Genomic DNA, 24,782 nt, shown 5'->3' on the forward strand with positions numbered 1-24,782 from the left:
GCGGGCTGCGGCCAATACCCCCTGTTTGCCACGGCAAGCCGGGGGTGTTTTTTTGCCAGCGCTGCTAGCTGGTGTGCCTGGACGGGCCTTGTGCGGGGCGCGGCGTTGTCCTAGGCTCAGACTTATAGAAACTTGGGCCCAGAATAATGAAAAAAACCTTGTTGGCCGCGGCATTGGCGGCGCTGTTGTTTCCTGCGTTTACCGTGGCGGCCACCATCAAGGCCTACACCGAGGCGCTGCCACCGCTTAATTTTGAGGAAAACGGTCGCGTGGGCGGCTTTGCCAGCGAGCTGCTGCAGCTGATGGCGGCAGACGCAGGCCACACGGTGCAGCTGGAGTTGGTGCCGTGGCTGCGCGCCTACCGTACGGTGAAGCAGCAGCCGGGCACCGCGCTGTACAGCATTGTGCGTAACCCTGAACGTGAAAAACTGTTCCGTTGGGTAGGCCCCATCGCCCCGCGCCGTATCGTGGTGTATACCTTGGACACGCGTACGGATGTGGTGCTGCGCAAACAGGCCGACCTCCTGCGTTACCGCCATGGCGTGTTGGCATCATCCAGTGCTGCCAGCGGCTTGCAGCAGCTGGGTGTGCCGGCAGCGCAGCTGGAATATGGCCAAAGTGACGAGGTGAACCTGAAAAAGCTGTTGCTGGGGCGCGCCGATACGGTAGTGATGCTGGACTGGGCCATGCAATGGCAGCTGCGGCAGCAAAAAGTGGACCCGGCGCGCATCCGCCCGGTGTGGACGCTGGACCAGCGCTACCAGTACTGGTTTGCCTTCAATAAAGATACCAACCCCGCGGTGTTGCGCAGCCTGCAGCAGGCGCTGGATCGCATCAAGACCGACGGCCGCCTGACGGCACTGCAGCGCCGTTACGGTGCCTGATCCCACGGCGCGCCGGCAAAGCGTGCCAGCAAAAAATCCAGCAGCGCCCGAACCGCCGGCGACAGGTGGCGGCGCGAAGCGTATAGCGCGTAGATGGTCATCTGTGGCACCTCCCAGCCTGGCAAGACCTGCTGTAGTTGGCCGCTGGCCAATAGCGGCGCCGCCAGATAGGTGGGCTGCAGCGCGATACCGCCACCAGCCAGCGCCGCGTGCAGCAGCACGGTGGCTTCATTAGCGGTAAAGCGTGTCGGTACGCTCACGCTTTGCCATTCCCCATCCCGGCCAAAGCGCCAGGTGCTGCGGCCAAAGTTGGCGTAGCCCAGGCAGCGGTGGCGGGCCAGATCGGCCGGTTGTTGCGGCCAACCTTGTGCCGCCAGGTAGGCCGGGCTGGCCACCAGTACCGAGTCGCAACCAGCCAGCGGGCGGGCGATCAGCGCCGGGTCCGGCTCGCTGCTGATGCGGATGGCCAGGTCGATGCGTGCCTCTACCAGGTTCAGCGCGGCATCGCCCACGTTCAGGTCTATCTTCAGCTGCGGGTGCAGCGCCAGAAAGTCGCTGATGGCCGCCGCCAGGTGGGCGTGGCCAAACGACATGCTGCTGGTCAGCCGTAGTTGGCCGCGTAGCGTCCCGTCTGGCGGGGCCACCTCGTCTGCGGTTTCTTCGGCCAGGGCCAGCATTTGCAGGCAGCGGCGCAGGGCCTGCTCGCCCGCGTCGGTCAGCGTCACGCTGCGGGTGGTGCGCTGTAGCAAGCGGGCACCTAGCCATTGCTCCATCTCGGCCACGTAGCGCGTGACCATGGCGCGCGACATGCCCAGCCGCTCGGCACTGGTGGTAAAGCTACCGCTTGCGGCCACGTCGGCAAACACCTGCATGGCGGTGAGTCTGTCCATGATTTGCTCGATTTGTGCAACAAATATGCGCAGTTTATCGCGTTTATCTGCGCGAATATGGAAATTATAGTGTCGTCCATACCCGATGCACACCGCGGCAGTGTTTGCCGCCACATTGAAAGGACTGACCATGATTCGCCAAACCCTGCTTGCTGCCTCTTTTGCCCTGGCCTTCGGCGCCGCCCACGCTGCCGAGCCGCTGAACCTGAAGGTGTACAACGCCGACGGCAACAGCTTCCACGCCAACGCCGTGGTAGTCAGCGGCAAGAGCGAGGCGGTGGTCATCGACACCGGCTTTACCCGCGCCGACGCCTACCGTATTGCGGCCAACGTGCTGGACAGCGGCAAGACCCTGAAAACCATCTTCATCAGCAATGCCGACCCCGACTACTACTTTGGCGCCGAAGTGCTGAAGCAGATCTTTCCGCAGGCCGAGGTGGTGACCACCGCCGCCGTGCGCGAGAAAATCAGCGCCAAACTGGCAGGCAAGGTAGCGTTCTGGGGCCCGAAAATGGGTGCCAACGCCCCGGTAAAACCGGTACTGCCTACCGCACTGGCGGCTGACAAGCTGACCGTAGACGGCGAAGAGATTGCCATCCGTGGCACCCATGGCGTGCTGGCGCACCGCCCTTATGTGTGGATTCCGTCTATCCGTGCCATCGCCGGTAACGTGGCCGTATTCGGCAAGCTGCACGTGTGGACTGCCGACACCCAGCAGCCGGCCGAGCGCCAAGCCTGGGTTGCCCAGCTGGACGAAATGAAAGCGCTGAAGCCGGCCGTGGTCGTGCCTGGTCACATGCTGCCGGGTACCGCGCTGGATAGCAGCGCCATCGACTACACCCGCCAATACCTGCTGCGCTTTGACAGCGAAGCGGCCAAGGCCAAAACCGGTGCCGAGCTGATCGACGCCATGAAACGTGCCTACCCGGAAGCGGGCCTGGGCATTGCGCTGGATATCGGCGCCAAAGTGAACAAAGGTGAAATGAAATGGTAAGCGCCACCCTGCATTACTACTACGACCCGCTGTGCGGCTGGTGCTACGGCGCCGCGCCGCTCACCGCCGCCGCGGCTGCCATCCCCGGCCTGCGTGTGGCGCTGCACGCAGGCGCCATGATGAGCGGTGCCAACCGCCAGCCAGTGTCGCCCCGGCTGCGCAACTACGTCATGCCGCACGACCAGCGCATTCACGCGCTGACCGGCCAGCCATTTGGTGATGCCTACTTCAACGGCTTGCTGCTGGATGGCAACGCGGTGTTCGACAGCACGCCGCCCACGCTGGCAATTCTGGCGGCCGACACGCTGGCTGGCCAGGGCCTGGCCATGCTGCACCGCATCCAGCACGCCCATTACGCCGAAGGCCGCCGCATTGCCGATGCCAGCGTGCTGCAAGCACTGGCTGCCGAGCTGGGGCTGGACAACGCGGCCTTTGCCGCCGAATGCCAGCGCCAGGCGGGCGAGTTTGATGCCCACGTTGGCCGCAGCCACCGTGACATGGCCGCCAACGGCCTGCGCGGTTTCCCCTCGCTGCTGCTGGAGCTTAACGGCCAGCTGCAGCGGCTGGACATCTCGCCGTGGCTGGGGCAGCCCACCGCGTTTGCCGGCCACCTGCAGGCGCTGCTGGGCGGTGCCGCCGCAGAGCAGGCCGCCGATGGCGCCTTCTGCACGCCGGAAGGCTGCCGCTAAGCCTGCGGCCAACTAGCACAACACCCCGTCAGTCTGGTTGGCGGGGTGTTTTTTTATCGGCCATGCCCAGCGCCATTATTGGCCGCTAAAACCGGCCAGCACATTCACGGTATTGCTACCGATGGCATCCACCATATAGCCGCCTTCCATCACAAACAGCGTGGGCAGGCCCAGTGCGCCCAGCATGGCGCCGATGCGGCTGTAGTGCTCGCTATCCAGCAGGAAATGGCTGATCGGGTCGTCCTTGAAGGTATCCACCCCCAGCGACACCACCAGCACGTCCGGGCGATAGGCCTGCAAGCGCTGGCAGGCGTGCGCCAGTGCCACCTGGTAGCCATCCCACGCCGTGCCGTGCTGCAGTGGCAGGTTCAGGTTGTAGCCCGCGCCGTCGCCGCTGCCGGTTTCGTCGGCGTGGCCGCTGAAATAGGGGTAGCTCACCAGCGGGTCGCCGTGCAGCGAGATGAACTGCACATCGCTGCGCTGGTAAAAGATGCTCTGCGTGCCATTGCCGTGGTGGAAGTCGATATCCAGCACCGCCACCCGTGCCGCGCCGTGGTCGCGTGCGTATTGGGCGGCGATGGCCGCATTGTTCAGGTAGCAATAGCCACCCATGTATTCAGCCGCTGCGTGGTGGCCAGGCGGGCGGCACAGCGCAAACGCCGCCTGCTCGCCGCCCAGTACGGCCTGCATGCCGCTCAGTGCCAGGTTGGCGCTGGCGCTGACTGCCGCCCAGGTGCCGGGCGTAATGGCCACGCCGGCATCCATGGCATAAAAGCCCAGCTTGCCATCGATATGCTGCGGCTCGATATCGTGGCGCAGGTCGCGTACCGGCCACACTAGCGGCAGGGCATGGTGCTGGTGGCCCAGCGCCTGCCACTCGTCCCAGGCTTGCTGCAAAAAGCGGACATAGCGGGCACTGTGTACGCGGGCGTAGCAGCTGGCATCAAATGCCTGGCCGGGCAGCACGGTGCCCAGCTGGCTTTGCAATACGCGCTGCAAGATAGTGTCGGCGCGGCCTGGCTCCTCGAAACAGGGCATCAGGTGGCCGTCTTTCAGCTCGCTGCCGTGGTGCAGGCGGTGGGTGTCATTGTAAAAGGTCAGCATGGTGGGCTCCGCAGTGCAAAAGCCCAGTATCCGGCGCGATGGCTGAAAATGCTTTGCTATCTGCCTGCGCCGATTTGCATAATGGGCAAAATTATTCTGTATTGGCGTGCATATGAGCGAAAAATTTGTCGAAAAGGCGTTGGACGAAACCGATTTGTCGCTGTTGCGCCTGGTGCAGGCAGACGGCGCGCTGTCTGCTACCGCGCTGGCCGAGGCGCTGTCACTCAGCGTCACGCCGTGCTGGCGCCGGCTAAAGCGGCTACAGCAGGAAGGCTATGTGCGTGATTACCAGGCCAACCTGGACCGGCGCCGCCTGGGGCTGGACGTGCTGGCCTTTGTGCAGGTGCGCTTTGGCGTGCATGGTGGCGAGCTGCCCAATGCCTTTGAGGCCGCCATGTGCCAGCACCCGCAGGTGCTGAGCTGCCACAAGATCACCGGGGATGCTGATTATCTGCTGCAGGTGGTGGCGCGCACGCTGGACGACTACAGCGTGTTTGTGGAAACCGTCCTGCGCCAGACGCCAGGCGTGGTGTCCATTCATTCCAGCCTGGCGCTGCGTGAAATCAAGGCTGGCAGCCGCCTGCCATTGTGAGGGCGGCAGGGTTGGCCGCAGGGGCTAGAACAGGTACTTGTAACCCAGGGTGGTGTCGTGCTGTGTGGTGACGCCCTGGCGGCGCCACTGCGCGCCCAGCCATACGGTGTGCTGGCGGTTCAGATACAGCGACTGCCAGATAGCTAGCTGGCGATAGCCTTCGTGGCTGTTCAGCTCGTTGCGGTGCCAGCTGTGCTGTAGCTGCGTTTTGCTGTTGAACACACCGCGCAGAATCAGCCCGGCCTCCGCCTGTGCTTGCAGATAAACCTGGCCGCTACGCATGCCGGGCCCGCCACCGGCCAGCAGGTACAGGTCGATATCGTCGTGCAGGCGGCGGGTAAGCCCGCCCATGGCAATAGCCGAGGTGGCGCGTGCCAGCTGCAGCTGCTTGCCGTACTGTGGCTGGTAGGCTAGGCGGAATTTGCCCGACAGGCCGCCGGTGGTGGGGTCGTAAGGTAGCAGGCTTTCCATGCCGTACAGCACAAAGCTATCCAGTCTGGCACCTTTGCCGTGCCGTGGTATCAGCAGGCTAGGGCTGAGTAGCTGCAGGCCATTTTCCCGTTGGTAGCTGCGATTGTCGTCTGCCAGCCAGTGTGACACGGGCAGGTAGCTTAGTAGCACGCCGTGCTGGCCATTGCGCTGTTGCCAGTTGATTGATATCTGGCTGTCGTCAGGCGCATAGGCCGGGTCCAGGCGTGCATCGGCGGAGAGCTGCTGGCCGGCAAATTGCTGCTGACGGATGTTTGCCAGCTGGCGGTCGTTTTGCAGCCATTGGCTGCGCTTTAGCTGGCCTTGCAGATAGCTGTACTGGTTCAGTGCCGCTGCATGCTCCAGCTGCATATAGTGCTGTTCGTCGGCAGGGGTAAACAGGGCAGGGTTGATGCTATTGCTGTGCAGCGCAGCCTGGTTGGCCGCTAGTTGCCCTGCGGACAGTTGTTTGCCCAGGTTGCGCGTCATCCAGCGGCTGGGCGTAATGGTGCGCTGCTCGTCTATCAGCCCGGCCTCGTTTGCTACACGTACCAGGTCTTTGGGCGTTACCCAGCCGCTGCCTTGCTCTGGTAGCCGACCTGGCAGGGCCATGATGAAGCGTACGACGGTGGCGCAGTTGTAGTCCTGGAAGAAATACCGCAGATCGCTTTGCTTGAGCTCTAGCAGGTGCAGTCGCACCAGCTCGCGCTGCCAGCTATCCAGTTTGAAGTCGTATTCCCACACATTGCGTTCTTCTTCATCCGTATAGCGGCTTTGCTGTTCCTGGTAGGGGGTCAGCGCAAAATAGCCCTGCTTGCCGGTAACCAGGCTATCGAACAGTAATTTGGGCAGGTTGAACGTGTCCGCATCGGTATAGAACGAGACGGCGTGTGTCAAGGTTTGCCCCTGTGCATTCTGCCCCGATAGCTTGAGAAATGCGTGCCCCATCATGCTGGAAGGCTGGGTGAGTGTCTCGCTGACAAACACCAGGCTCAGTGTATTCATGGGCGCTTTGCTGCGGAAGGCTTGCGCGTCCGGGCAGCTATCCAGAGGCAGGTCGGGCAGTGCCAGTTGCCGCTGCAGCCACCAGTACTGGATAGGGAGGCGGCATACGGCAGCTAGGAATATTTAACCAGAGTTACCCGTCGGCAATTTTCAGAGATTAGAAATGCCCTAAGTGAACAAGTTTTCGGTTAAGGTTTTGGTGGAATTTTATCCATAACGATGGAGACATGATCGGGATACTTCCACATTGCGCCTGTCAGCATGTCCGTTATGCCTAGATCAATACCTACCCCGAGAACCCCAGCTGTTTGAGTGGAAGAAACAATGCGGGTTGTTTTTTGCTCATAGCCATCGGCAGTACAGGTAACGACAAGATCGCTGGCACCTTTCGATACTTGGAGGAGATTATTTCGACCACTGACTGTTCCGAGTGTGGCACCGCTTTTGTTGATTACGGAGCATCTAGCTTCGGACGGTTCAATGCTAAACGAGATAATTTGAGAAGTACCTTGAGTAATTGAAGCGCAACCACTTAGGGTGCTGATGGTTAGCAGAATGGAGGGGATCGCATATTTCATGTTTGGGCCTTGTTGTTAAGTGCGGTTCTATGTGCTTGCGCCTATCTGCCAAAAAACACATTCTTTCATCTTAATGACGAATGCACTTTTTATGCAAGTGCACCAATATTTCGCCATTTTCTCTTAATCCAGCTTGCCCGTAGCGCGCAGGTGCGAGGTGTAGACATTATCTGCCGCTAGCGCGTTGCCGCTGGCTACCGCCGCCAGCCAGTCGTTCGTAGCCGCCACGGCGGCGAAGCCGGTGTGCATTACGGTGCAGTACACGCGGTGGATTTCCTCGGCGCTGGCGCTGCCGGCGGCGTTGCGGTAGGGCAGGGCACCGCTGGCGTCGTGCAGCAGCTCTACCCGGTAGCCGTCGTGGCTGGCGTGGATGATGGTGCTGGCGTCGCAGTTGTGGGTCATGTAGCCGCAGATGGTGAGGGTGTCGATGCCGCGTTCGCGCAGCCAGGCGTCCAGCCCGGTGCCGGTAAAGCAGCTGGCGTGCTGTTTATCCAGCAGCAGCTGGTGCTGGCGGGCGGCGACTTCGGGGTGCAGTGCGGCGCCGTGGCTGCCGTCGGCAAAGATGGGGCTCCCGGCTGGCGCGACGTGGCGTACCAGTACCACCGGTATGCCGGCCAGGTTGGCCGCATCGATGGCTTGCAGGATGCGCGGCAGGGTGTCTTCGCGTGGCGGGTAGCTGATGGGCAGCTGGCCGTCGAAGTATTCGTTTTGTACATCGATAACGATCAGGGCGCGTTGTGGGGTGTTCATGGCGGGTTCCGTAGCGGGGTGAGAGTGGCCACAGTGTGCCGCTTTGCCGGCGGTATCGTGAGTGGCCCGTATGACAATATGCGTTAACATCGGGCCATATGGTATGACGGAGGTACGGCATGAGCAGGCAGGTGGCAGTGGTGGCGTTTGACGGTATCAGCCCGTTTCATCTGGCGGTGCCGTGCGCGGTGTTTGGCGAGCGCCACGGTGCGGCGCTGGGCTACCGGCTGCAGGTGTGCAGCTGGGAAGCCGGGCCGCTGGCCAGTAGTGCGGGTTTCCAGCTACTTGGGCTGGCCGGGCTGGAGGGGTTGGCACAGGCCGATGTGGTGATTGTGCCCAGCTGGCGCAACGTGGACGAGTTGGCCGCACCGGCGCTGCTGCAGGCGCTGCGCGACGCTCACGCCCGTGGTGCGGTAGTGATGGGCTTGTGCCTGGGAGCCTACGTGCTGGCGCAGGCCGGGCTGCTGGATGGCCTGGCGGCTACCACGCACTGGGCGTTTGCCGATGACTTTGCCGCGCGCTATCCCGCGATAAGCGTTGCGCCGGATAGCCTGTATCTGGACGATGGCAGGGTGCTGACCTCGGCCGGTACGGCAGCGGCGCTGGATTGCTGCCTGCACTTGCTGCGCCAGCAGTGCGGTGCTGCGGCAGCAGGGCAGGTGGCGCGTTATCTGGTGACCCCGCCGCACCGCCAGGGCGGGCAGGCGCAGTATATTGCCCAGCCGCTGCCGGATAATGCCCGCGACAGCCGGCTGGCCGGCCTGCTGGACGCGGTGCGCGCCAGCTTGCAGCAGCCGCATACACTGGACAGCCTGGCCGAGCGGGCGCTGATGAGCCGCCGTACCTTTACCCGCCATTTTCGCCAGCTCACCGGCAGTACAGTGCAGCAATGGCTGCTGGCCGAGCGCCTGGTGCGGGCGCAGCAGCTGCTGGAAACCACGCCGCTGACGGTAGAGGCCATCGCGCAGCAGGCCGGCTTTGGCAGCGCGCTATCGCTACGGCAGCACTTTCGCCGCCGCTTTGGTGTGTCGCCAGGCGACTGGCGCCGCAGCTTTGCCGGCTAGGTGCGGCAGGGTTGGCCGCAGCGGGCGGCCTGCGGGCTCAGCGCTGTACGCGGCATACCTCTTCGGCGCCTTGCCATTCCCACACCACGGTAGCTTCGCCCTGGTGTTCCCACAGCCAGCTGTTGCGGCCGGCGTAGCGCGTGCCGCTGGCGGCAGTTTGCTGGTACATCAGCTCGCTGCGGTCGCCGCGCTCGGCAATGAGCGTGGCCGGCTGCGTGGCGTAAAAGCGTACCCGCATATCGTTGGCCGCCTGGGCGCCGCACTGGTAGCGTGCGCTGGCCTGTACCGGTAGCAGCTGGTAGCGCGCTTGCAGCTCGGCAATGCGCAGTGTGTAGCTATCGTGCACGCAGGCGGCCACGTCGCCGGCTTTCCAGCAATCGTCACGCCCTTTCACCCAGCCGCGCTGTTCGGCTTTCAGCGTGGCTTGCAGTGTTTTACCCGCCTTGCTGCGTGCCTGGCGATAGACCTGGGCCAGCTGGCGATCCAGCGCGGCCAGTGTGGGGGTGCTGCATACCTGTTTTGCTGCACTGCTGGCGGCTTTGCTACAGGGGAAGGAGGGTGCAGCGGCGGCGGCCAATGCGGGCAGGGGGAGGAGGGGCAGCAGGATCAAACAGCGTAGTGCTTTCATGATGGCGAATCTTTCAGGTGGCTTGTGCTTTTTTTATGCCAATGATTGGCTATTTATTTTATAAAAAGGTATTTAACTTTTCATTGTGGCTGTGTTCTTATAGAACTTGATGATTTGATGACGTGTCATACAAGCCCCGCGTGACACGCCAGCTAAGGAACAAGCATGAACGCAGCCAAGCGTATCAAGAAAATGATGGACGAGTCTGGCCAGTGCAGGCAGCTGGCGGTATTGAAGCAGCTGGCCCTGGCGCTGGAATTAAAGCTGCCTTTCGAGTTGGCCGCGTTGGCGCAGCTGGATGCCAGCCACTTTCAATTGGCCCAGCAGCTACTGGCCGACTGGCATGGTCAGCACCATGTCGATGCCCGCGGTCGGCTGATGGAGCGCCTGCTGGCCGAAAACCCGGCGTTGATGCGCCCGGCACCCGCACCACATGCCACGCCGCAGCGCAGCGCACAGCGGCGCATCACTGCAGTGGCCCAGAACACCTAAGCGCCGCAGCTGCATCCGCCCTGCTTGGCTGTCTGCGCCAGCGCGGCTCCGCTCATGCCCTGAACAAAGCGTGCCGCCACAAAGCCTGCCAGGCTGCTGCTCAAGGTACATGGCAGGGAGCCGGTGGTAAACACCACGATCGCCGCGCGAAACACGCGCCGCGTGCCAAAGTGCTCGGTCATCCAGCCGCTGATCGGGGTAAGCACTGCCAGGCTCACCAGATGAGACGTTAGCGCAATCGGGTTCACCCCCAGGTCTTGCGCAATGACGGCTAGCGAGATGGCAATCACCGTGGCGTCCAGGTTTTCCATGAACAGCGCGGTAGCAATAATCAGCGGGGTCAGCAGGTGGCGCGGCAGGGTGGCAGCATGGGTGTGGCCGTGAGCGGGTATGACGATACTGTAGCGGCTATCGCCCCGGCTAGGCGCCAAACAGGGCAGAACACGCTGTTTTGGCGGCTATTGGCGCAACAACGCCCTGCGGGCGGGTGCCGGCAGGGCGTTAATCTTGCGGGTGCTGTGTTTTACAGCGCTTCCAGCGCCAGCAGCTCTTCTACCGTCTGGCGGCGGCGGATCAGGCGGTCGCTATCGCCGTCTACCAGCACTTCGGCAATCAGCGGGCGGCTGTTGTAGTTGCTGGACATGGACGCGCCGTAAGCACCGGTATCGTGGAACACCAGCAGGTCGCCCACGTTGGCTGCAGGTAGGTTGCGCGGCAGTACTACGCCGCCGTCACCCTGGGTGAACACGTCGCCCGATTCGCACAGCGGGCCGGCTACCACGCTGGGTTTCTCGCTACGCGCTACGCCGTCTTGCGGTACCACGGTGATGTGGTGATAGCTGCCGTACATGGATGGGCGCATCAGCTCGTTAAAACCGGCGTCTACCAGTACAAAGTGGTTGCGGCCAACGTCCTTGGTGGCGCGCACTTCGGCCAGCAGGTTGCCGGACTCGGCCACCAGGTAGCGGCCTGGCTCGATTTCCAGCGCCAGTGGGTGGCCCAGCAGCGCGGCAGCCTCGTGGCGGGTGGCGTCCCACAGGCCAAAGTAATGTGCGGTATCCACGGTGGCGTCGCCATCACGGTAGGGGATAGACAAGCCGCCGCCAGCAGAAATGGCGTGCAGGTCGTGGCCGGCGTCTTTTACCTGGCGCACCAGGTTCACCATGGCGCCGCAGACTTCTTGCAGGTGGCCGTAATCCACACCAGAGCCAATGTGCATGTGCAGGCCCACCAGCTGCAGGCCGTGCTGACGAATGACCGCCAGCGCTGCCGGCAGGTCGCTGTGCCAGATGCCGTGCTTGCTGTGCTCGCCGCCGGTATTGGTCTTGTTGCTGTGGCCGTGGCCAAAGCCGGGGTTGATGCGCAGCCAGACACGGTGGCCGGGGTGGGCGGTGCCCAGCTGCTGCAGCATGTCGATGGAGCCGGCGTTCACCGGAATATCGTGTTCCACTACCAGTGCCAGCGTGTCGCGGTCCAGCAGGTCGGCAGTAAATACAATGCCGGACGGCTCGCCCTGGGCGTCGTAGCCGGCGGCCAGTGCACGCAAGATCTCGCCACGCGATACTGCATCTACCTTTACACCCTGTTCGCGCATCAGGCGCAGGATGTGGGTGTTGCTGCAGGCTTTTTGCGCAAAGCGGATGGTGTCAAACGCGGCCAGCTCGGCAATGCGCTGGCGAATGGTTGCGGCGTCGTACGTCCACAGTGGGGTGCCGTAGCGGGCGGCCAGGCCGGCCAGGCGGGAAGTGTCGGGTGTTTGCATCGCTTTGTCCTGTTATATGAGCCGTCGTGCGGCGTGTTGCCCTGCATCATGCCCGCTGCCGTCTATTCGGTAAAATGCTATTATTTTGCCAGTCGATTCATTTTTGATATGAGGTAGGCGTGGAAATCAGTCACCGCCACATCGAGGTATTCCGCGCCATCATGCTCAGCGGCAGCGTTACCGGTGCCGCCGCGCTGCTGCGCACCTCGCAGCCCACCGTCAGCCGCGAGCTGGCGCGGTTGGAGCAGCTGCTGGGTTACGCGCTTTTTCAGCGCGACAAAGGCCGCCTGCAGGCCACGGCGCGTGCGCTGGCGCTGTACGACGAGGTGCAGCGCGCCTACGTCGGCCTGGCCAGGGTAAGCGAAACCGCGGCCAACCTGGCGCGGCTGGACCAGGCGCAGCTGGCGCTGGTGTGTCTGCCGGCCTTTGCCCATGCGCTGCTGCCGGCGGTGTGCCGCCGCCTGCACGCCGTAGCCGGGCAGGCGCGGGTAGCCATTACGCCGCAGGAATCGCCGTTGCTGGAAGAGTGGCTCAGCGCGCAGCGCTTTGATATCGGCCTGACCGAGCACAGCGAAGCGCCGCCTGGCACCCGCCTGCAGGCAGTGCTGGAGGCCGACGAGCTGTGCGTGCTGCCCGAGGGTCACCCCCTATTGGCGCACAGCGTGCTCAGCCCGCAGCATTTTGCCGGGCAGCCTTTTGTCAGCCTGTCGCCGGACGACCGCTATCGCCGGCTGCTGGATGCAGTATTCGAGCAGGCCGGTGTGGGGCGTCAGCTACTGTGGGAAACGCACAGCGCGGTATCGGTGTGCGCGCTGGTGCGCGAAGGGCTGGGCGTGGCTATTGTCAACCCGCTCACCGCGCTGGCCATGGCCGGTAGCGGCCTGCAGCTGCGCCGCTTTGCCGTGTCGGTGCCGTACCGTGTGAGCCTGGTGCAGCCGCTGTACCGCCCGTCGTCGCCCTTGACCACTACTTTTATCGATATGCTGCAGCAGGAGGCCGCCAGCCTGCAGCAAAGGTTGGCTGCACTGTAGCGGCTGGCTGCTGACGCCGTACGCATCAAGGTGGCACGGCACCGGCCAAGCCGGGTTGTGTCGTGTAAGCCTTTGAATTGGCAAAGTTTCTGTTGGCAAGGCAAAGCCAGATTGCGTGGCAAGCAGGCTTTGGCATCCATATCAGCCTGGCCGCACGGTAGCGGCCAACCCTTATCATGCGGCGGCAGCGTGCCGCCAGCAGGAGACACCATGCGCAAGATCGTCATCGCCCCCGATTCTTTCAAAGAAACCCTTAGTGCGCAGCAGGTGGCCGACATCATCGCCGCCGCGCTGGCGCCGCACCTGCCGCATACCGTCTTGCACACCGTGCCGGTGGCCGACGGTGGCGAAGGCACGCTGGATGCGCTGCTGGCCGCTACCGGTGGCCGTTATCACTATCTGCAAGCACGTGGCCCGCTGGGTGCGCCGGTACAGGCGGCGTGGGGCATGCTGGGCGACGGCGAAACCGCCGTAGTCGAGATGGCCGCCGCCAGCGGCATTGCGCTGGTGCCGCGCGAACAGCGCGACCCACTACGCGCCTGCAGCTACGGCACCGGCCAGCTCATCCGCGCCGCGCTGGATCACGGCGCACGGCGGCTGATTCTGGCCATAGGCGGCTCGGCTACCAACGACGGCGGCGCCGGCATGTTGGCCGCACTGGGCGCGCGGCTGCTGGACGCCGCCGGCCAGCCGCTGCCGCCTGGCGGTGCGGCGCTGCTCAATCTGGCCACGCTGGATCTGGCCGGGCTGGATGCGCGGCTGGCGCAATGCCGCATCGATATCGCCTGCGATGTACGTAACCCACTGCTGGGCGAGCACGGCGCCAGCGCGGTATTCGGCCCGCAAAAAGGCGCCACCCCCGCCATGGTGGCGCAGCTGGACGCCGCGCTGGCGCGCTACGCCGCCGTGCTGCACGTCACCACCGGCTGCGATGCGGCCAACTTGCCCGGCAGCGGTGCCGCCGGCGGCATGGGCGCGGCCGCACTGGCGGTGCTGGGCGGGCGCATGCAGGCCGGCATCGAGCTGGTGCTGGAGGCGGCAGGGCTGGCCGCTGCGCTGCAAGGCGCCGACCTGGTGATTACTGGCGAGGGCCGGCTGGACGGCCAAAGCGCCTTTGGCAAAACGCCGGTGGGCGTGGCCACGCTGGCAGCACGCCATGGCGTACCCACCATCGCCATTGGTGGCGCGTTGGGCGACGGCGTAGAGGCGCTGCAGCAGCACCACATCCGCGCCGTGTTTGCCTGCGTGGACCGCATCACCACGCTGGAAGCCGCGCTGGGCAACGCTGCGGCCAACCTGGCGCGGGTGGCGGGTAATGTGGGCGCGCTGCTGGCGCTGGGGCAGGGCGTGTCTTAAACCACACGGGTGGCTGGCCATATTGTCAGGCCGGGCGGGTCTTGGCTTGCTGTCATGGTGTTCAATTGTCATAGTGCATACATTGAATGCTGCTGGTATTTGATATGTTCCGCCCGCTGCAAAAAGCCGCCATGACCTTGCTGGGGCGCCTGAAGTACTTTCGCGCCCCGCCGGTCATCGTATTCGACCCGTCTACCTACCGTGTCAAAGGTGCCGACGTGCGCGAGCTGCTGGGCGTATTGCAGCCGGGCGATATCCTGCTGCGCGCCTACGATGGCTATCTGGATAGCTGGTTTATCCGCAGTAGTTGGCCGCTTGGCACCGGGCAGCGCCGCAAAGGGCGCTTTACCCACGCCGCGCTCTACGTTGGCCACATCGCCCAGCCAGACCGCCAGCACGCCGCCGCCGATATCAGTGGCTACGCCTGGGACCAGGACCGCCGCATCCCCGCGGCCGCACTGCCGGCACACCGCGAGGCCATGCGGGAACGCTTTTTTGATAGCGTGCTGCAGCCGCACAGCGATGGCAGCTGGCCCGATAACGCCATGGTGATTCACGCCATGGCGGAAGGCGTACAGATGGAAGACATCCTCAGTTTTTGCCGCTGCGACTACCTGCAGGTGCTGCGCCTGCCCGATACCTTTCAGGGCGTGCCGCACACCGATGTGGCGCCGGTTTTTGCGCTGCAGCCAGGCAGCGCCGAGCAGCGCCTGGCCAGCCAGCTACTGGCCGACCACACCCTGCAGCGCCACGAAGCCACCCGGCTGGCCTGCGCCGCCGCGCTGGGTAAGCTGGGCGCCGAGTACGACTTTGCCTGCAACGACGTGAAAGCGTTCCAGAGCTTTAGCTGCGCCGAGCTGGTGTTCTATTGCTACCGCGGCGTGGCGCAGTGGCTGGACATGCACCCGCGTCAGCACGGCTTTCTGGGCCTATGGCCACGCCGCCTTACCGTGACGCCGGACGACTTTACCGAGACGCGGCTGCAGACGGTTTGGCAAAGCCGGTCGCTACGCGGCCTGTGAAGAAAGGGCTAGGCCATTACAATGAAGCCCAACGTTTACCGCGTTTTTAAAAGAGCTGACATGATTTGCAGCAGTGCAGCTCGGTAAACATTGGGCTTTGCTTCTTGCCAAACGTTTGGTGTCATAGGGCTAACACACCATGTCAAATCTCAAGATCTCGGAAATCAAGGCATTCGTCCCGTCGAAGGACTTTGCGCTTTCCAAACAGTTCTACCAGGACCTTGGTTTCACGATGGCTTCCGAGGGTGGTGGTGTGGCTTATTTCCACTTCGGGGGCGTGAGCTTTTTACTGCAGGATTTCTGCGCGGAATCATTCGCTGAAAACTTCATGATGCACATCCTGGTAGAAGATGTGGGAGCCTGGTGGCAGCTGGTCCACGAAAGTGGTGTCCTTGAAAAGTACGGGGTCAAGGTTACCGAGCTGGAAGATCAGCCTTGGCAGATGCGTGATTTCTGTCTTTACGACCCATCCGGTGTTCTTTGGCGGATTGGCCAGAACATCGATTGAATCTGTACGGTAGCAAGTAGGGTGGCCATACTGAGCTTTGCCCACCCTGCGTGCTGAATGACATGAACCCGAACGCTTACCGCGTTTTTCAGGCAAGTGGCAGGGCTTGCAGCGAGAGATCAGGTAAACATTGGGCTTCGCTGCGCTCAACCCAAGCTACGTATTGGCCAAACAAGGCCAGCAGCAATGCCTCTTTCCCGCCACCCCACATCTGCTTTGACCAAAAAGTAACGGGGCCTAGTGCCCCGCTATTTACGCAGATTCAAACGCGCTTTATCCGTACTAGCCCACCGACAACAGCGCAGCAGCCGGCTTACAGCAGCGGGGTGTTGTCCGGCTCGCTGTCCAGCAGCTGCGGGTCGGCGGCCTGGCGGCGCTGGTAGTGGTCGCACCAGCTCAGGTAGTCGTCTATCGGCATGGGTTTGCTGTAGTAGTAGCCTTGGCCGATATCGCAGCCTAGCAGCCACAGCTGTTGCATGGTTTCCTGGTCTTCTATGCCTTCTGCCACCACGCTCAGGCCCAGGTGGTGCGCCAGGTCGATGGTGGATTCCACAATGGCCATATCGCCGCGGTCTTCTACCAGGTGGCGGATAAAGCGCTGGTCGATTTTCAGTTCTTGCACCGGCAGCAGCTTGAGGTAGCCCAGCGAGGAAAAGCCGGTACCGTAGTCGTCTATGGCGAGCCGTATGCCCAGCGCCACGATGTCGCGCAGGATGGCCAGGCCTTTTTCCGGCGCCGCCAGCATCAGGCTTTCGGTGACCTCCAGCCGCACCAGTGCCGGGTTGATGCCGGTTTCCTGCAGCAGCTGGCGCAGCATGGGTAGCAGCTCGGGGTCGAACAGGCTGCGTACCGACAGGTTGACCGATACTGCCACGCCGGGGAAGTCTGCCTGCCATAAGGCGCACTGGTGCAGTGCTTCGCGGATGGTCCAGCGGGTCAGCGGCTTGATCAGGCCAGAGCTTTCGGCAATGGGGATGAATTCCAGCGGCGAGATAAAGCCTTCTTCCGGGTCGAACCAGCGTGCCAGCGCTTCGGCTGCCACCAGTTTGCCGGTGCGGATATTGATCAGTGGCTGAAAGTGCTGCGTCAGCTGGTTTTGCGCCATGGCGTCACGCAGGCGGCCAAAACGGTAGTGGTAGCGTACAAACGCTTCGTCCTGGCTGGCGTCGTACATGGTGGCCGGCAAGCCATGTTGCAGGGCTTGCAGCATGGACTGCTCGGCTTTGTGCAGCAGTACCTCGGCGCTGCTGCCGTGGTGCGGGTAGGTGGCAATGCCGGCGGTGTAGTCGATGTGCACCGGGAAGCCGCGTATTTCAAAATCCAGGTTGTAACTGCCCACCATGCGCGTGGTGTTGTCCAGGTCGAATTGCGGTTTGCGCATGGGGAAAATCAGCAGCATTTCCTCCCGGGCGATGCGCCCCAGCTTGCCGCCGTCGCCCAGCAGCTGCTGCAAGGTGGCGGTAATGGCTTGCATCAGCTCGTTGGTGGCATCGTTGCCGATGATGTTGCTGATTTCGGGCAGGCGGGACAGCCGCATGGCGATCACCAGCAAGCCCCCCTGGCGGGCCTGGGTCTGGGCGATTTCTTCTTGCAGTACCGGCAGGATGCGGGTGCGGTTGGGCAGCTTGGTAACCGGGTCGTGCAGTGCCAGAAACTGCAGCTGGTCAAGGTAGTGCTGGGCGGTGGCGGTATTGGCCAGTACGCCTTCGTGCAGCTTTTCCTGAAAACGGCTGCGCAGCAGGTTGAAGCAGGCAGCAATCACCGATACAAACAGCAGCGACGACAGGTAGTGCGGTATCTGCACCGGGTCGTAGGGGTAGGCCAGTGGGGTACCACGTAGCGCCAGCAGCAGCACGCCGACCTCCAGCAAAAACAGGCTGCTCCATAGCCAGCCCTTGCGCTGGCCTTTGATGAAAAACGCCATGAAGGGAAAGCTGTACGCCCAGAACAGCCCGGTGCCGCCCACGCCACCGATCACGACCAGCGCGCCAAACACCAGAAAGCCGCACAGCATCAGCAGGTTTTCTGCCCAGCGCAAATGTTGGCCGCGCCGTGCCAGGCGGATGGCGGGCAGCAAGAGCAGAAAAGCACCGCAGGCCTCGATGATCCCGAGCACCGGGAATGGTGCCAGCAGGGTGTTGAACAGAGCAAAAATGATGGCCACCACAAACCCTATGGGCGCGATGGTCAGGACGTTATCCCTGCGCTCTTGCTGGCCCAGGATTTCCTTGCTGCCTTGCCCCAGCAGGCTGGAAAAAAACGGCCACGGTTTGGGCGTGTGTTGTTCGGGTGTATTGGGCATGGCGGGCTGGGCCTTGGTAGGCAGAGCAGTATGGGCTTGGGTGGAATTTTCTCATGCCATCGGGCATGTGTGTGTTTTATAGACACAGAAATTCATGCATCGTGCATTAGGGTGGCTTGCTGCTGCAGCGATCGCTGCAATTCGATATTAACCATGGGATTTTTATGTTAGTACCTACAATGTTATTTATCGATTTGTAGGAATGGCCCCATGTTGCGCGCTGTATTGCTTCTGTGCTGCCTGTGTCTTGTGCGCCCCGCCTGGGCCATGTCGGTGGTGTTTATCAACCCTGGGCATGCCAACGAAACCTATTGGTTTACGGCGAGCCGCAGCATGCAGGCAGCGGCAGAGGATCTGGGTATTTCACTGCGCATAGAGTACGCCGCGCGCAACGCCAAGCTGGCGCTGGAGCACACGCGTACGCTGGCCAGCCTGCCTGCGGGGCAGCGGCCGGATTATGTGATGCTGAGTAATGAATTCGGTACCGCGGCGGAAATGGTGCAGATGCTGAGTGCCGCCGGTATCAAGACGTTTCTGGCCTACAGTGGCGGCGGGGGCGGTGTGGCCGGTGCCGAGCTGGGCAAACCACGGCAAAAGTACCCCCTGTGGCTGGGCTCGCTGGAACCGCGTGCGCAAGATGCCGGCTACCTTACCGGCCAGGCCCTGATTGCCCAGGCACGCCAGGCGCGGGTGCCACGCATCGGCGGCAAGATGCCCATGCTGGTGATTGGTGGCGACCGCAGCACGCCTACGTCGGTTTTTCGCTTGCAGGGTTTGTACGAGGCCGTGCGCGACGCGGGCGATGTGGTGGTGGTGCAGGAAGTGATGGCAGCATGGGACCGCCAGCGCGCGGCGCAGCAGGCCAGCTGGCTGTACCGCCGGCACCCGCAAGCCCGCATGGTGTGGGCCGGTAGCGACCAGATGGCCATGGGAGCGATGGCCCAGTGGCGCGCGCGTGGCGGCGAGCCCGGCCGGGACGCGTTTTTCAGCGGCATCAATACCTCGCCAGAGGCGCTGCAAAACCTGAGCGATGGCAGCCTGACCGCGCTGGCCGGCGGCCATTTTGTGACCGGTGCCTGGGCGCTGGTGATGCTGTACGACTACGAGCACGGCAAGGATTTTGCCAGCGAGGGGCTGGAGCTGCAGCGGCCGCTGTTTGTCCGCTTCGATGCTGCCTTGGCCCAGCGCTATCTGAAAGCTTATAGCGATGCCGATTTCAGCCGGGTGGATTTTGCCAGCTACAGCAAGGTGAAGAATCCGTCTATCCGCCGTTACCGTTTCAGCTTCCAAGCCTTATTGCCTTAGGTGTGCCTGCGCCAGGCGGCCAGCCCGGGCACCGGCAGCCGCCGCTAGGCGCTTGGTGTGGCCGGGCTAGGGCTGTCGCTAAAATGACACGCCATCCATTGTTGTATCTCTTCCACAAACAGCCTCACCTTTAGCGCGTTGCGCCGTGCGGCCGGGTACACCGCGTACACGTGGTCGCGGCCAAAGCTCTCGCCCGTGCAGTGGTAGTCGGCAAACACCTGCAGCAGTTTCCCTGCCCTGATGTGGTGCAGTGCGCTCCAGCGCGGGCAGGGCAAGATACCCTGCCCGGCGCAGGCCGCGTCCAGCAGCAAATCGAAATTGTCCGAACGGATACGCCCCTGCGGTTCCACCCGCAGGCTGTGGCCATCGCGGGCAAAAAACCATGCGGGGTTCAATAGCGGGTGGCGGTACACCAGGCAGCGGTGCTGCATCAGGTCGGCCGGGCTGTGCAGGGGTGGCGCGCTGGCCAGGTAGGCCGGCGAGGCGCACACCATCACGCGGTTATCGCCGATGATCTTGGCAATCTGGCCTGGCAGGTCGTGGTGGCCCAGGCGCAGCGCCAGGTCGTAGTTCTCGGCCACCAGGTCTACGTAGCGGTCTGCCAGGCTGATATCCAGCTCCACCTCGGGGTAGCGCTGCATGAACGCGGGGCAAAAGCCCGACAGCACGGCGCGGCCAAACGATAGCGGTGCGGTGATGCGCAGCACCCCGCGTGGCTCGCCATCCAGCTCGCGCAGGCGCTGGCCGACACGCCCCAGCTGCTGCATGGCTTCGCTGGCGGTTTCCAGATAAATGCGGCCCGCTTCGGTCAGTGCCACCTGGCGCGTGCTGCGCGTCAGCAGCCGCGTACCTAACGATGCCTCCAGCGCGTTCAACGCTTTGGTCATGGCCGATGGGCTTTTGCCCAGTTTTAGTGCGGCGCGTGACAGGCTGCCGGTTTCTGCCACCGCGATAAAGGCTTGTATCGCCTGAAATGTATCCATCAGTTTTTCCATCCGGGAAAAAAAGAACTGCCTGCCACGTACTTTATCCTGCCGCGCACTTGCGCTCATGATGTTTTCACCGACACACGCATTTGTGCGTATCACACCAGGGAGAGTGCAATGAAAATCACCGTGAAAGCCCTTGCCATCTGTATTGCGGCTGCTTGTGTGCCACCGTTGGCCCAGGCAGCCGGTACCTTGAACATCTACAACTGGGGTGAATACTTCGCCCCCGATACTGTTGCCGGATTCGAAAAAGAAACCGGCATCAAAGTGCGGCTGGATGTGTACGACAGCAACGAAGTGCTCCAGACCAAGTTGCTGGCTGGTGGCAGTGGCTACGACCTGGTGTTTCCGTCCAACGAATTTCTGACGCGCCAGATCCAGAGCGGGGTGTACCAGAAGCTGGACAAGCGCAAGCTGACCAACCTGAAGAACCTGGACCCGGCCTTTGTGCCCAAGGTAGACAGTGTCGATCCGGGCATGCAGTACAGTGTGCCGTATATGTGGGGCACCACGGCCATTGGCTACAACGTGGACAAAGTGAAGAAAGCCCTGGGCGGCCAGCTGCCGGCCAATAGCTACGACTTGTTGTTCAAGCCCGAGGTGCTGGCCAAGCTGCAAGCTTGCAATGTGGCCTATAACGATGCCGGCAGCGTGATGCTGCCCATGGCCATGCGCTACCTGGGGCTGGACCCCAACAGCACCAGCGCCAAAGACTACGAGGCCGCCTACGCCGTGCTGGCCAAAGCCCGCCCCTACGTGAAGCGCCTGATCGCCACCCCGGTGATGAACGACCTGGCTAATGGCGAAGTGTGCGTCAGCACTGGTTACTCCGGCGCGGTACTGGTGGCCAAGCTGCGCGCCAAGCAGAACAAGAACGGCCAGAACATCGCCTACACCATTCCGCAGCAGGGCGCCCCCATGTGGTTTGACAGCATGGTGATCCCCAAAGACGCCAAGAACGTCGATAACGCCCACCTGTTCATCAACTACCTGCTGCGCCCGGACGTCATCGCCAACATCAGCAATGCGGTGATGTACCCCAGCCCCAATGCCCAGGCCACCAAGCTGATGAGCAAAGACCTGACCAGCGACCCGATGATCTACCCCGACGCCACCCGCATGAAATCCTTCTGGGTACAGCGCCCGCTGGAGCCTGCGGTACAGCGCATCCAGACCCGGCTGTGGCAGAAGTTCAAGACCGGCCGCTAGGAGCACACCATGACCACCCCCACCGGTTTTCTGTACGACGAGCTGTTTCTGCAACATAACGCAGGGCGCCAGACTTACCACGGTAGCGCTGGTAGCGCCGATGCCGGCGCCGAGTTCGACTGCCCCGAGCGCCTGGCCTATACCAAGGCGCTGCTGGACGCCACCGGCATGACAGCACGGCTGCAGCCGCTGGCCTACCTGCCGGCCGACGACGCTGCGCTGCTACGGGTGCACACCCCGGCCTACCTGGCGCAGCTGGCGGCCAACTGTGCCGCTGCGGATGGCGATGGTGTCGAGCTAGGCCCCGATGCGCGTGGCGGCCCGGCTACCGAGCGCATCGCCCGCGCCGCCGCCGGTGCGGCCTGCGCCGCGGTAGACGCGGTACTGCAAGGCAAGGTTGGCCGCGCCTACGCGCTGATCCGCCCCTCCGGCCACCATGCCGGGCCCGACTACGCCATGGGCTACTGCTACTACAACAACGTGGCGGTGGCGGCGCGCCACGCCCAGGCCCGTTACGGCTTGCAGCGCATCGCCATCATCGACTGGGACGTGCACCACGGCAACGGCACCCAGCATGTGTTCGAGGCCGACGCGCATGTGCTGTTCTGCTCGCTGCACGAGGAAGGCAACTACCCGCTGGAAGGCGGCAGCGAGACGGACCAAGGGCAGGGCGACGCTGCCGGCTACACGCTGAACATCCCGCTGCCGGCCGGCAGTGGCTACGCCGCCTACGCGCTGGCATTCGAGCAGGTGTTGCTGCCGGTGCTGCAGCGCTTCCGCCCCGAGCTGATTCTGGTGTCGGCCGGGCAGGACGCCAATGCCTACGACCCGCTGGGCCGCATGCGCCTTACCCGCCCCGGCTACCGTGCGCTGGCGGCCAGCCTCACCGCTGCGGCGGGTGAGCTGTGCCAAGGCCGCATCGTGATGCTGCAGGAAGGCGGCTACAGCCTGCCGTACCTGCCGATTGCCACGCTCGGTGTCATCGAAGGGCTAAGCGGCCAGCAGGTGGATTTCGACGACCCGCACTGGGTGCCGGACCGGCCGCTGACCAGCGGCGAAGCCGCCGCCGTGGCGCGTGCCCGCGACCCCCAGCGCCAGTACTGGGCACTGCAAGGAGAACAAGATGCGTAACGTGACCGTGGCTACTACACAGATGGCCTGTAGCTGGGACCGTGCGGCCAACCTGGATCGCGCCGAAGCCCTGGTGCGCGCTGCGGCGGCGCAAGGGGCGCAGGTGATCCTGCTGCAAGAGCTGTTCGAAACGCCGTATTTCTGCATCGATCAGCGCCATCACCACAACGCGCTGGCGGCGCCGTTCGACGGCCACCCGTGGCTGGGGCGCTTTGCCGCGCTGGCGCGCGAGCTGCAGGTGGTACTGCCGGTGAGCTTTTTCGAGCAGGCGGGCAATACCCAGTTCAATAGCCTGGCCATGATCGACGCCGACGGCAGCGTGCTGGGCCACTACCGCAAGATGCACATTCCGGACGGCCCCGGTTACAGCGAGAAGTTCTACTTTGCGCCCGGCGATATGGGTTTCAAGGTGTGGGACACCCGCTACGGCCGGCTGGGCGTGGGCATCTGCTGGGACCAGTGGTTCCCCGAAACCGCGCGCAGCATGGCACTGATGGGCGCCGAGCTGCTGCTGTTTCCCACCGCCATCGGCAGCGAGCCGCACGACCCGGGCATCCAGTCGCTGCGCCACTGGCAAAACACCCAGCGCGGCCACGCTGCGGCCAACGTGATGCCGCTACTGGCCAGTAACCGTGTTGGCACCGAGCACGGCGAGGCCGGCACGCACATCACTTTCTACGGCGGCTCGTTCATTGCCGCAGAAGACGGCGAGCTGCGTGCCGAGGCCGGCAGCGAGGATGGCACCATCCTCACCGCCACTTTCGACCTGGACGCGCTGGCGGCTAAGCGCCGCGCCTGGGGTGTATTTCGCGACCGCCGCGTAGAGCACTACGGTACCTTGCTGCAGTACGCGGTATAAGCCAGCCCTGTCTGTGGATACAGCCCGCCTTGCCGGCTATCCGGCCTGGCGGGCTGTGTTTTGGTACTTGTGCCGTCCGACAGGCCTGGCCGCAAGGGTGCGGGCACTGTGGTTTGCCGCGCTAGCTCCGGCAGCTCGGCCAAGGTGGCCCTGAAGCGGCTTGCGGCCAACCTTAGCGCATGAAGCAGGCGTCTTCGTCGCCCCTTGCTGCGTAGCCTGCCTGCAGGTTGGAAAAATCCAAGTCGCCAAAGCTGTCAGTGAGGAAGTCCAGCAGGCTGCGTACCGAAAGTGGCATGCCCTGGCGGGAGGGGAAGAGCGCAAACACCACTGCCTCCGGTGGCTGCCAGCCGTCCAGCGCCGGCAGCAGCAAGCCTTGCTGCAGGTCCTTGAAGCACACCAGCAAAGGCAGCTGCGCCATGCCACCGTGTTCCAGTGCGCAGCGGCGGATGGTGATGACGTCGTCGGTGACCAGCCGCGGCTGATGGCTGATGCTGGCACTTTGTCCCCCTGGCCCTTGCAGTTGCCACTGGTAGTGGCGTGCTTGTGGCCCCCAGTGCAGGCTGGGCAAACCCGCCAGATCGTCTACGCTGCCCGGGTGACCGTAACGTGCCAGCAGTGCCGGGCTGGCCACCAGCGCCTGCGGGCTGCGCGATAGCCGCTTCATCACCAGATTACTGTCTTCTATGGGCGGGGTTTTGGCCACTAGCGCGATGTCCAGCCCCTCGCGTACCACATCGACCTCGCGGTTGGTGCTTTCTATCTGCACCTTGACCAGCGGGTAACGCGCCATGTAGCGCGAGATCATGCCGCCCACCACAAAATTGAGCAGGGCAGTGGGGCAGCTGAGCCGTATCGTACCTTGCGGCTCGATGTGCTGCTGCGCTATGGCTGCCTGCGCAGCATCGCTGGCGAGCATGACTTGCTGGCAGTGGGTGTAGAACGCCTGCCCGGCCTCGGTCAGTGCAAAGTGGCGCGGGCTGCGGTTGATCAGGCGGGCGGACAGGTGGGTTTCCAGCTGGCGGATGCTGCGGCTGAGGCGCGAAGTGGGTACCCCGGTAGCGCGGCTGGCAGCGTTATAGCCGCCGTGGTCAACGACTTGTACAAAGTAGAACAGCGCATTCAGGTCCAGCATGGTGTGGGTACGGTGGGAGTCGAATCAAGGCTTTACGC

Annotated in this window: 25 protein-coding genes; 14 read left to right on the forward strand and 11 right to left on the reverse strand. The window is 63.3% G+C overall.

Features of this window, described 5'->3' with window-relative positions:
• Positions 1-146: 146 nt before the first annotated feature.
• The gene (locus tag ACZ9XP_RS10065; protein ID WP_206211082.1) at positions 147-884 is read left to right on the forward strand and encodes a transporter substrate-binding domain-containing protein; all 738 of its coding nucleotides are present in this window, start codon (positions 147-149) and stop codon (positions 882-884) included.
• Here the strand turns inward: ACZ9XP_RS10065 and ACZ9XP_RS10070 are convergent.
• Entirely contained in the window at positions 872-1,774 is a 903-nt protein-coding gene (locus ACZ9XP_RS10070) for a LysR family transcriptional regulator (RefSeq protein ID WP_147682213.1), read from the reverse strand. The genes ACZ9XP_RS10065 and ACZ9XP_RS10070 overlap by 13 nt on opposite strands.
• Positions 1,775-1,904: 130 nt before the next feature.
• Here ACZ9XP_RS10070 and ACZ9XP_RS10075 point away from each other — a divergent pair, with 130 nt between their 5' ends.
• Positions 1,905-2,768 carry an MBL fold metallo-hydrolase gene (locus ACZ9XP_RS10075; RefSeq protein ID WP_147682214.1) on the forward strand — a complete coding sequence of 288 codons (864 nt, stop codon included), beginning with the start codon at positions 1,905-1,907 and terminating at the stop codon, positions 2,766-2,768.
• On the forward strand, positions 2,762-3,457 hold the full coding sequence (locus tag ACZ9XP_RS10080; protein ID WP_147682215.1) for a DsbA family protein: 696 nt from the start codon (positions 2,762-2,764) through the stop codon (positions 3,455-3,457). The genes ACZ9XP_RS10075 and ACZ9XP_RS10080 overlap by 7 nt, the downstream gene beginning before the upstream one ends.
• A gap of 75 nt (positions 3,458-3,532) precedes the next feature.
• On the opposite strand, the gene ACZ9XP_RS10085 is transcribed toward ACZ9XP_RS10080, so the two are convergent.
• On the reverse strand, positions 3,533-4,561 hold the full coding sequence (locus ACZ9XP_RS10085) for a histone deacetylase family protein (protein WP_147682216.1): 1,029 nt from the start codon (positions 4,559-4,561) through the stop codon (positions 3,533-3,535).
• Between the two features lie 112 nt (positions 4,562-4,673).
• Here ACZ9XP_RS10085 and ACZ9XP_RS10090 point away from each other — a divergent pair, with 112 nt between their 5' ends.
• Entirely contained in the window at positions 4,674-5,153 is a 480-nt protein-coding gene (locus tag ACZ9XP_RS10090; RefSeq protein ID WP_147682217.1) for an Lrp/AsnC family transcriptional regulator, read from the forward strand.
• Between the two features lie 24 nt (positions 5,154-5,177).
• Here ACZ9XP_RS10090 and ACZ9XP_RS10095 read toward each other — a convergent pair whose 3' ends face one another.
• The 3 genes from ACZ9XP_RS10095 to ACZ9XP_RS10105 form a co-directional block, all read right to left on the reverse strand.
• Complete coding sequence (locus ACZ9XP_RS10095) at positions 5,178-6,749, reverse strand: lipoprotein N-acyltransferase Lnb domain-containing protein (RefSeq protein WP_465188479.1); 1,572 nt, start codon at positions 6,747-6,749, stop codon at positions 5,178-5,180.
• 65 nt (positions 6,750-6,814) lie between these two features.
• On the reverse strand, positions 6,815-7,204 hold the full coding sequence (locus ACZ9XP_RS10100) for a hypothetical protein (protein WP_465188357.1): 390 nt from the start codon (positions 7,202-7,204) through the stop codon (positions 6,815-6,817).
• A 123-nt stretch (positions 7,205-7,327) separates the two neighbouring features.
• Complete coding sequence (locus tag ACZ9XP_RS10105) at positions 7,328-7,954, reverse strand: cysteine hydrolase family protein (protein WP_465188358.1); 627 nt, start codon at positions 7,952-7,954, stop codon at positions 7,328-7,330.
• A gap of 119 nt (positions 7,955-8,073) precedes the next feature.
• Here ACZ9XP_RS10105 and ACZ9XP_RS10110 point away from each other — a divergent pair, with 119 nt between their 5' ends.
• Positions 8,074-9,018: a GlxA family transcriptional regulator gene (locus tag ACZ9XP_RS10110; protein ID WP_465188359.1), complete on the forward strand. Its 945-nt coding sequence runs from the start codon at positions 8,074-8,076 to the stop codon at positions 9,016-9,018.
• Between the two features lie 37 nt (positions 9,019-9,055).
• Here ACZ9XP_RS10110 and ACZ9XP_RS10115 read toward each other — a convergent pair whose 3' ends face one another.
• A complete protein-coding gene (locus tag ACZ9XP_RS10115) occupies positions 9,056-9,646 on the reverse strand; it encodes an MliC family protein (RefSeq protein WP_465188360.1) in 591 nt (196 codons plus the stop codon).
• Positions 9,647-9,811: 165 nt separating this feature from the next.
• Here ACZ9XP_RS10115 and ACZ9XP_RS10120 point away from each other — a divergent pair, with 165 nt between their 5' ends.
• Positions 9,812-10,138 carry a hypothetical protein gene (locus ACZ9XP_RS10120; protein WP_147682222.1) on the forward strand — a complete coding sequence of 109 codons (327 nt, stop codon included), beginning with the start codon at positions 9,812-9,814 and terminating at the stop codon, positions 10,136-10,138.
• Here ACZ9XP_RS10120 and ACZ9XP_RS10125 read toward each other — a convergent pair.
• On the reverse strand, positions 10,135-10,569 hold the full coding sequence (locus ACZ9XP_RS10125) for an MFS transporter (RefSeq protein WP_240803337.1): 435 nt from the start codon (positions 10,567-10,569) through the stop codon (positions 10,135-10,137). The two genes, ACZ9XP_RS10120 and ACZ9XP_RS10125, sit on opposite strands and share 4 nt — an antisense overlap.
• 92 nt (positions 10,570-10,661) lie before the next feature.
• Complete coding sequence (gene lysA, locus ACZ9XP_RS10130; RefSeq protein ID WP_147682223.1) at positions 10,662-11,900, reverse strand: diaminopimelate decarboxylase; 1,239 nt, start codon at positions 11,898-11,900, stop codon at positions 10,662-10,664.
• 119 nt (positions 11,901-12,019) lie between these two features.
• On the opposite strand from lysA, the gene ACZ9XP_RS10135 reads away from it, so the two are divergent.
• The 4 genes from ACZ9XP_RS10135 to ACZ9XP_RS10150 all read left to right on the forward strand — a co-directional run bounded on the left by ACZ9XP_RS10135 (position 12,020) and on the right by ACZ9XP_RS10150 (position 15,817).
• Positions 12,020-12,931, forward strand: coding sequence for a LysR family transcriptional regulator (locus tag ACZ9XP_RS10135; protein WP_147682224.1), 912 nt, complete (start codon positions 12,020-12,022; stop codon positions 12,929-12,931).
• Between the two features lie 210 nt (positions 12,932-13,141).
• The gene (locus tag ACZ9XP_RS10140) at positions 13,142-14,287 is read left to right on the forward strand and encodes a glycerate kinase family protein (protein WP_147682225.1); all 1,146 of its coding nucleotides are present in this window, start codon (positions 13,142-13,144) and stop codon (positions 14,285-14,287) included.
• A gap of 86 nt (positions 14,288-14,373) precedes the next feature.
• Complete coding sequence (locus ACZ9XP_RS10145; RefSeq protein WP_147682226.1) at positions 14,374-15,309, forward strand: hypothetical protein; 936 nt, start codon at positions 14,374-14,376, stop codon at positions 15,307-15,309.
• A gap of 139 nt (positions 15,310-15,448) precedes the next feature.
• Entirely contained in the window at positions 15,449-15,817 is a 369-nt protein-coding gene (locus ACZ9XP_RS10150; RefSeq protein WP_147682227.1) for a VOC family protein, read from the forward strand.
• 313 nt (positions 15,818-16,130) lie between these two features.
• Here the strand turns inward: ACZ9XP_RS10150 and ACZ9XP_RS10155 are convergent, their stop codons facing one another.
• Positions 16,131-18,119 (reverse strand): GGDEF domain-containing phosphodiesterase, encoded by a 1,989-nt coding sequence (locus ACZ9XP_RS10155; RefSeq protein ID WP_147682228.1) that lies wholly within the window; start codon positions 18,117-18,119, stop codon positions 16,131-16,133.
• A 210-nt stretch (positions 18,120-18,329) separates the two neighbouring features.
• On the opposite strand from ACZ9XP_RS10155, the gene ACZ9XP_RS10160 reads away from it, so the two are divergent.
• Positions 18,330-19,424, forward strand: a complete 1,095-nt coding sequence (locus ACZ9XP_RS10160) for an ABC transporter substrate-binding protein (protein WP_147682229.1) — start codon at positions 18,330-18,332, stop codon at positions 19,422-19,424.
• A 44-nt stretch (positions 19,425-19,468) separates the two neighbouring features.
• Here ACZ9XP_RS10160 and ACZ9XP_RS10165 read toward each other — a convergent pair whose 3' ends face one another.
• Positions 19,469-20,407: a LysR family transcriptional regulator gene (locus ACZ9XP_RS10165; protein ID WP_170253460.1), complete on the reverse strand. Its 939-nt coding sequence runs from the start codon at positions 20,405-20,407 to the stop codon at positions 19,469-19,471.
• Between the two features lie 120 nt (positions 20,408-20,527).
• Here ACZ9XP_RS10165 and ACZ9XP_RS10170 point away from each other — a divergent pair, with 120 nt between their 5' ends.
• Genes ACZ9XP_RS10170 through aguB form a run of 3 tightly spaced genes read left to right on the forward strand, consistent with a single transcriptional unit; the run spans position 20,528 to position 23,612 of the window.
• Positions 20,528-21,622 carry a polyamine ABC transporter substrate-binding protein gene (locus tag ACZ9XP_RS10170; RefSeq protein WP_206211083.1) on the forward strand — a complete coding sequence of 365 codons (1,095 nt, stop codon included), beginning with the start codon at positions 20,528-20,530 and terminating at the stop codon, positions 21,620-21,622.
• Between the two features lie 9 nt (positions 21,623-21,631).
• Positions 21,632-22,753, forward strand: a complete 1,122-nt coding sequence (locus ACZ9XP_RS10175) for an arginase family protein (protein ID WP_465188361.1) — start codon at positions 21,632-21,634, stop codon at positions 22,751-22,753.
• Positions 22,746-23,612: an N-carbamoylputrescine amidase gene (aguB, locus tag ACZ9XP_RS10180; protein WP_147682232.1), complete on the forward strand. Its 867-nt coding sequence runs from the start codon at positions 22,746-22,748 to the stop codon at positions 23,610-23,612. The genes ACZ9XP_RS10175 and aguB overlap by 8 nt, the downstream gene beginning before the upstream one ends.
• Positions 23,613-23,784: 172 nt before the next feature.
• On the opposite strand, the gene ACZ9XP_RS10185 is transcribed toward aguB, so the two are convergent.
• Complete coding sequence (locus ACZ9XP_RS10185; RefSeq protein WP_147682233.1) at positions 23,785-24,744, reverse strand: LysR substrate-binding domain-containing protein; 960 nt, start codon at positions 24,742-24,744, stop codon at positions 23,785-23,787.
• Positions 24,745-24,782 lie beyond the last annotated feature (38 nt).

It is taken from the genome of Vogesella perlucida (assembly GCF_979366545.1).

Coding starts and splice junctions, on each gene's coding strand:
- ACZ9XP_RS10065 (WP_206211082.1), top strand. CDS start 147: ATGAAAAAAACCTTGTTGGCCGCGGCATTGGCGGCGCTGTTGTTTCCT.
- ACZ9XP_RS10070 (WP_147682213.1), bottom strand. CDS start 1,774: ATGGACAGACTCACCGCCATGCAGGTGTTTGCCGACGTGGCCGCAAGC.
- ACZ9XP_RS10075 (WP_147682214.1), top strand. CDS start 1,905: ATGATTCGCCAAACCCTGCTTGCTGCCTCTTTTGCCCTGGCCTTCGGC.
- ACZ9XP_RS10080 (WP_147682215.1), top strand. CDS start 2,762: ATGGTAAGCGCCACCCTGCATTACTACTACGACCCGCTGTGCGGCTGG.
- ACZ9XP_RS10085 (WP_147682216.1), bottom strand. CDS start 4,561: ATGCTGACCTTTTACAATGACACCCACCGCCTGCACCACGGCAGCGAG.
- ACZ9XP_RS10090 (WP_147682217.1), top strand. CDS start 4,674: ATGAGCGAAAAATTTGTCGAAAAGGCGTTGGACGAAACCGATTTGTCG.
- ACZ9XP_RS10100 (WP_465188357.1), bottom strand. CDS start 7,204: ATGAAATATGCGATCCCCTCCATTCTGCTAACCATCAGCACCCTAAGT.
- ACZ9XP_RS10105 (WP_465188358.1), bottom strand. CDS start 7,954: ATGAACACCCCACAACGCGCCCTGATCGTTATCGATGTACAAAACGAA.
- ACZ9XP_RS10110 (WP_465188359.1), top strand. CDS start 8,074: ATGAGCAGGCAGGTGGCAGTGGTGGCGTTTGACGGTATCAGCCCGTTT.
- ACZ9XP_RS10115 (WP_465188360.1), bottom strand. CDS start 9,646: ATGAAAGCACTACGCTGTTTGATCCTGCTGCCCCTCCTCCCCCTGCCC.
- ACZ9XP_RS10120 (WP_147682222.1), top strand. CDS start 9,812: ATGAACGCAGCCAAGCGTATCAAGAAAATGATGGACGAGTCTGGCCAG.
- lysA (WP_147682223.1), bottom strand. CDS start 11,900: ATGCAAACACCCGACACTTCCCGCCTGGCCGGCCTGGCCGCCCGCTAC.
- ACZ9XP_RS10140 (WP_147682225.1), top strand. CDS start 13,142: ATGCGCAAGATCGTCATCGCCCCCGATTCTTTCAAAGAAACCCTTAGT.
- ACZ9XP_RS10145 (WP_147682226.1), top strand. CDS start 14,374: ATGCTGCTGGTATTTGATATGTTCCGCCCGCTGCAAAAAGCCGCCATG.
- ACZ9XP_RS10150 (WP_147682227.1), top strand. CDS start 15,449: ATGTCAAATCTCAAGATCTCGGAAATCAAGGCATTCGTCCCGTCGAAG.
- ACZ9XP_RS10155 (WP_147682228.1), bottom strand. CDS start 18,119: ATGCCCAATACACCCGAACAACACACGCCCAAACCGTGGCCGTTTTTT.
- ACZ9XP_RS10160 (WP_147682229.1), top strand. CDS start 18,330: ATGTTGCGCGCTGTATTGCTTCTGTGCTGCCTGTGTCTTGTGCGCCCC.
- ACZ9XP_RS10165 (WP_170253460.1), bottom strand. CDS start 20,407: ATGGATACATTTCAGGCGATACAAGCCTTTATCGCGGTGGCAGAAACC.
- ACZ9XP_RS10170 (WP_206211083.1), top strand. CDS start 20,528: ATGAAAATCACCGTGAAAGCCCTTGCCATCTGTATTGCGGCTGCTTGT.
- ACZ9XP_RS10175 (WP_465188361.1), top strand. CDS start 21,632: ATGACCACCCCCACCGGTTTTCTGTACGACGAGCTGTTTCTGCAACAT.
- aguB (WP_147682232.1), top strand. CDS start 22,746: ATGCGTAACGTGACCGTGGCTACTACACAGATGGCCTGTAGCTGGGAC.
- ACZ9XP_RS10185 (WP_147682233.1), bottom strand. CDS start 24,744: ATGCTGGACCTGAATGCGCTGTTCTACTTTGTACAAGTCGTTGACCAC.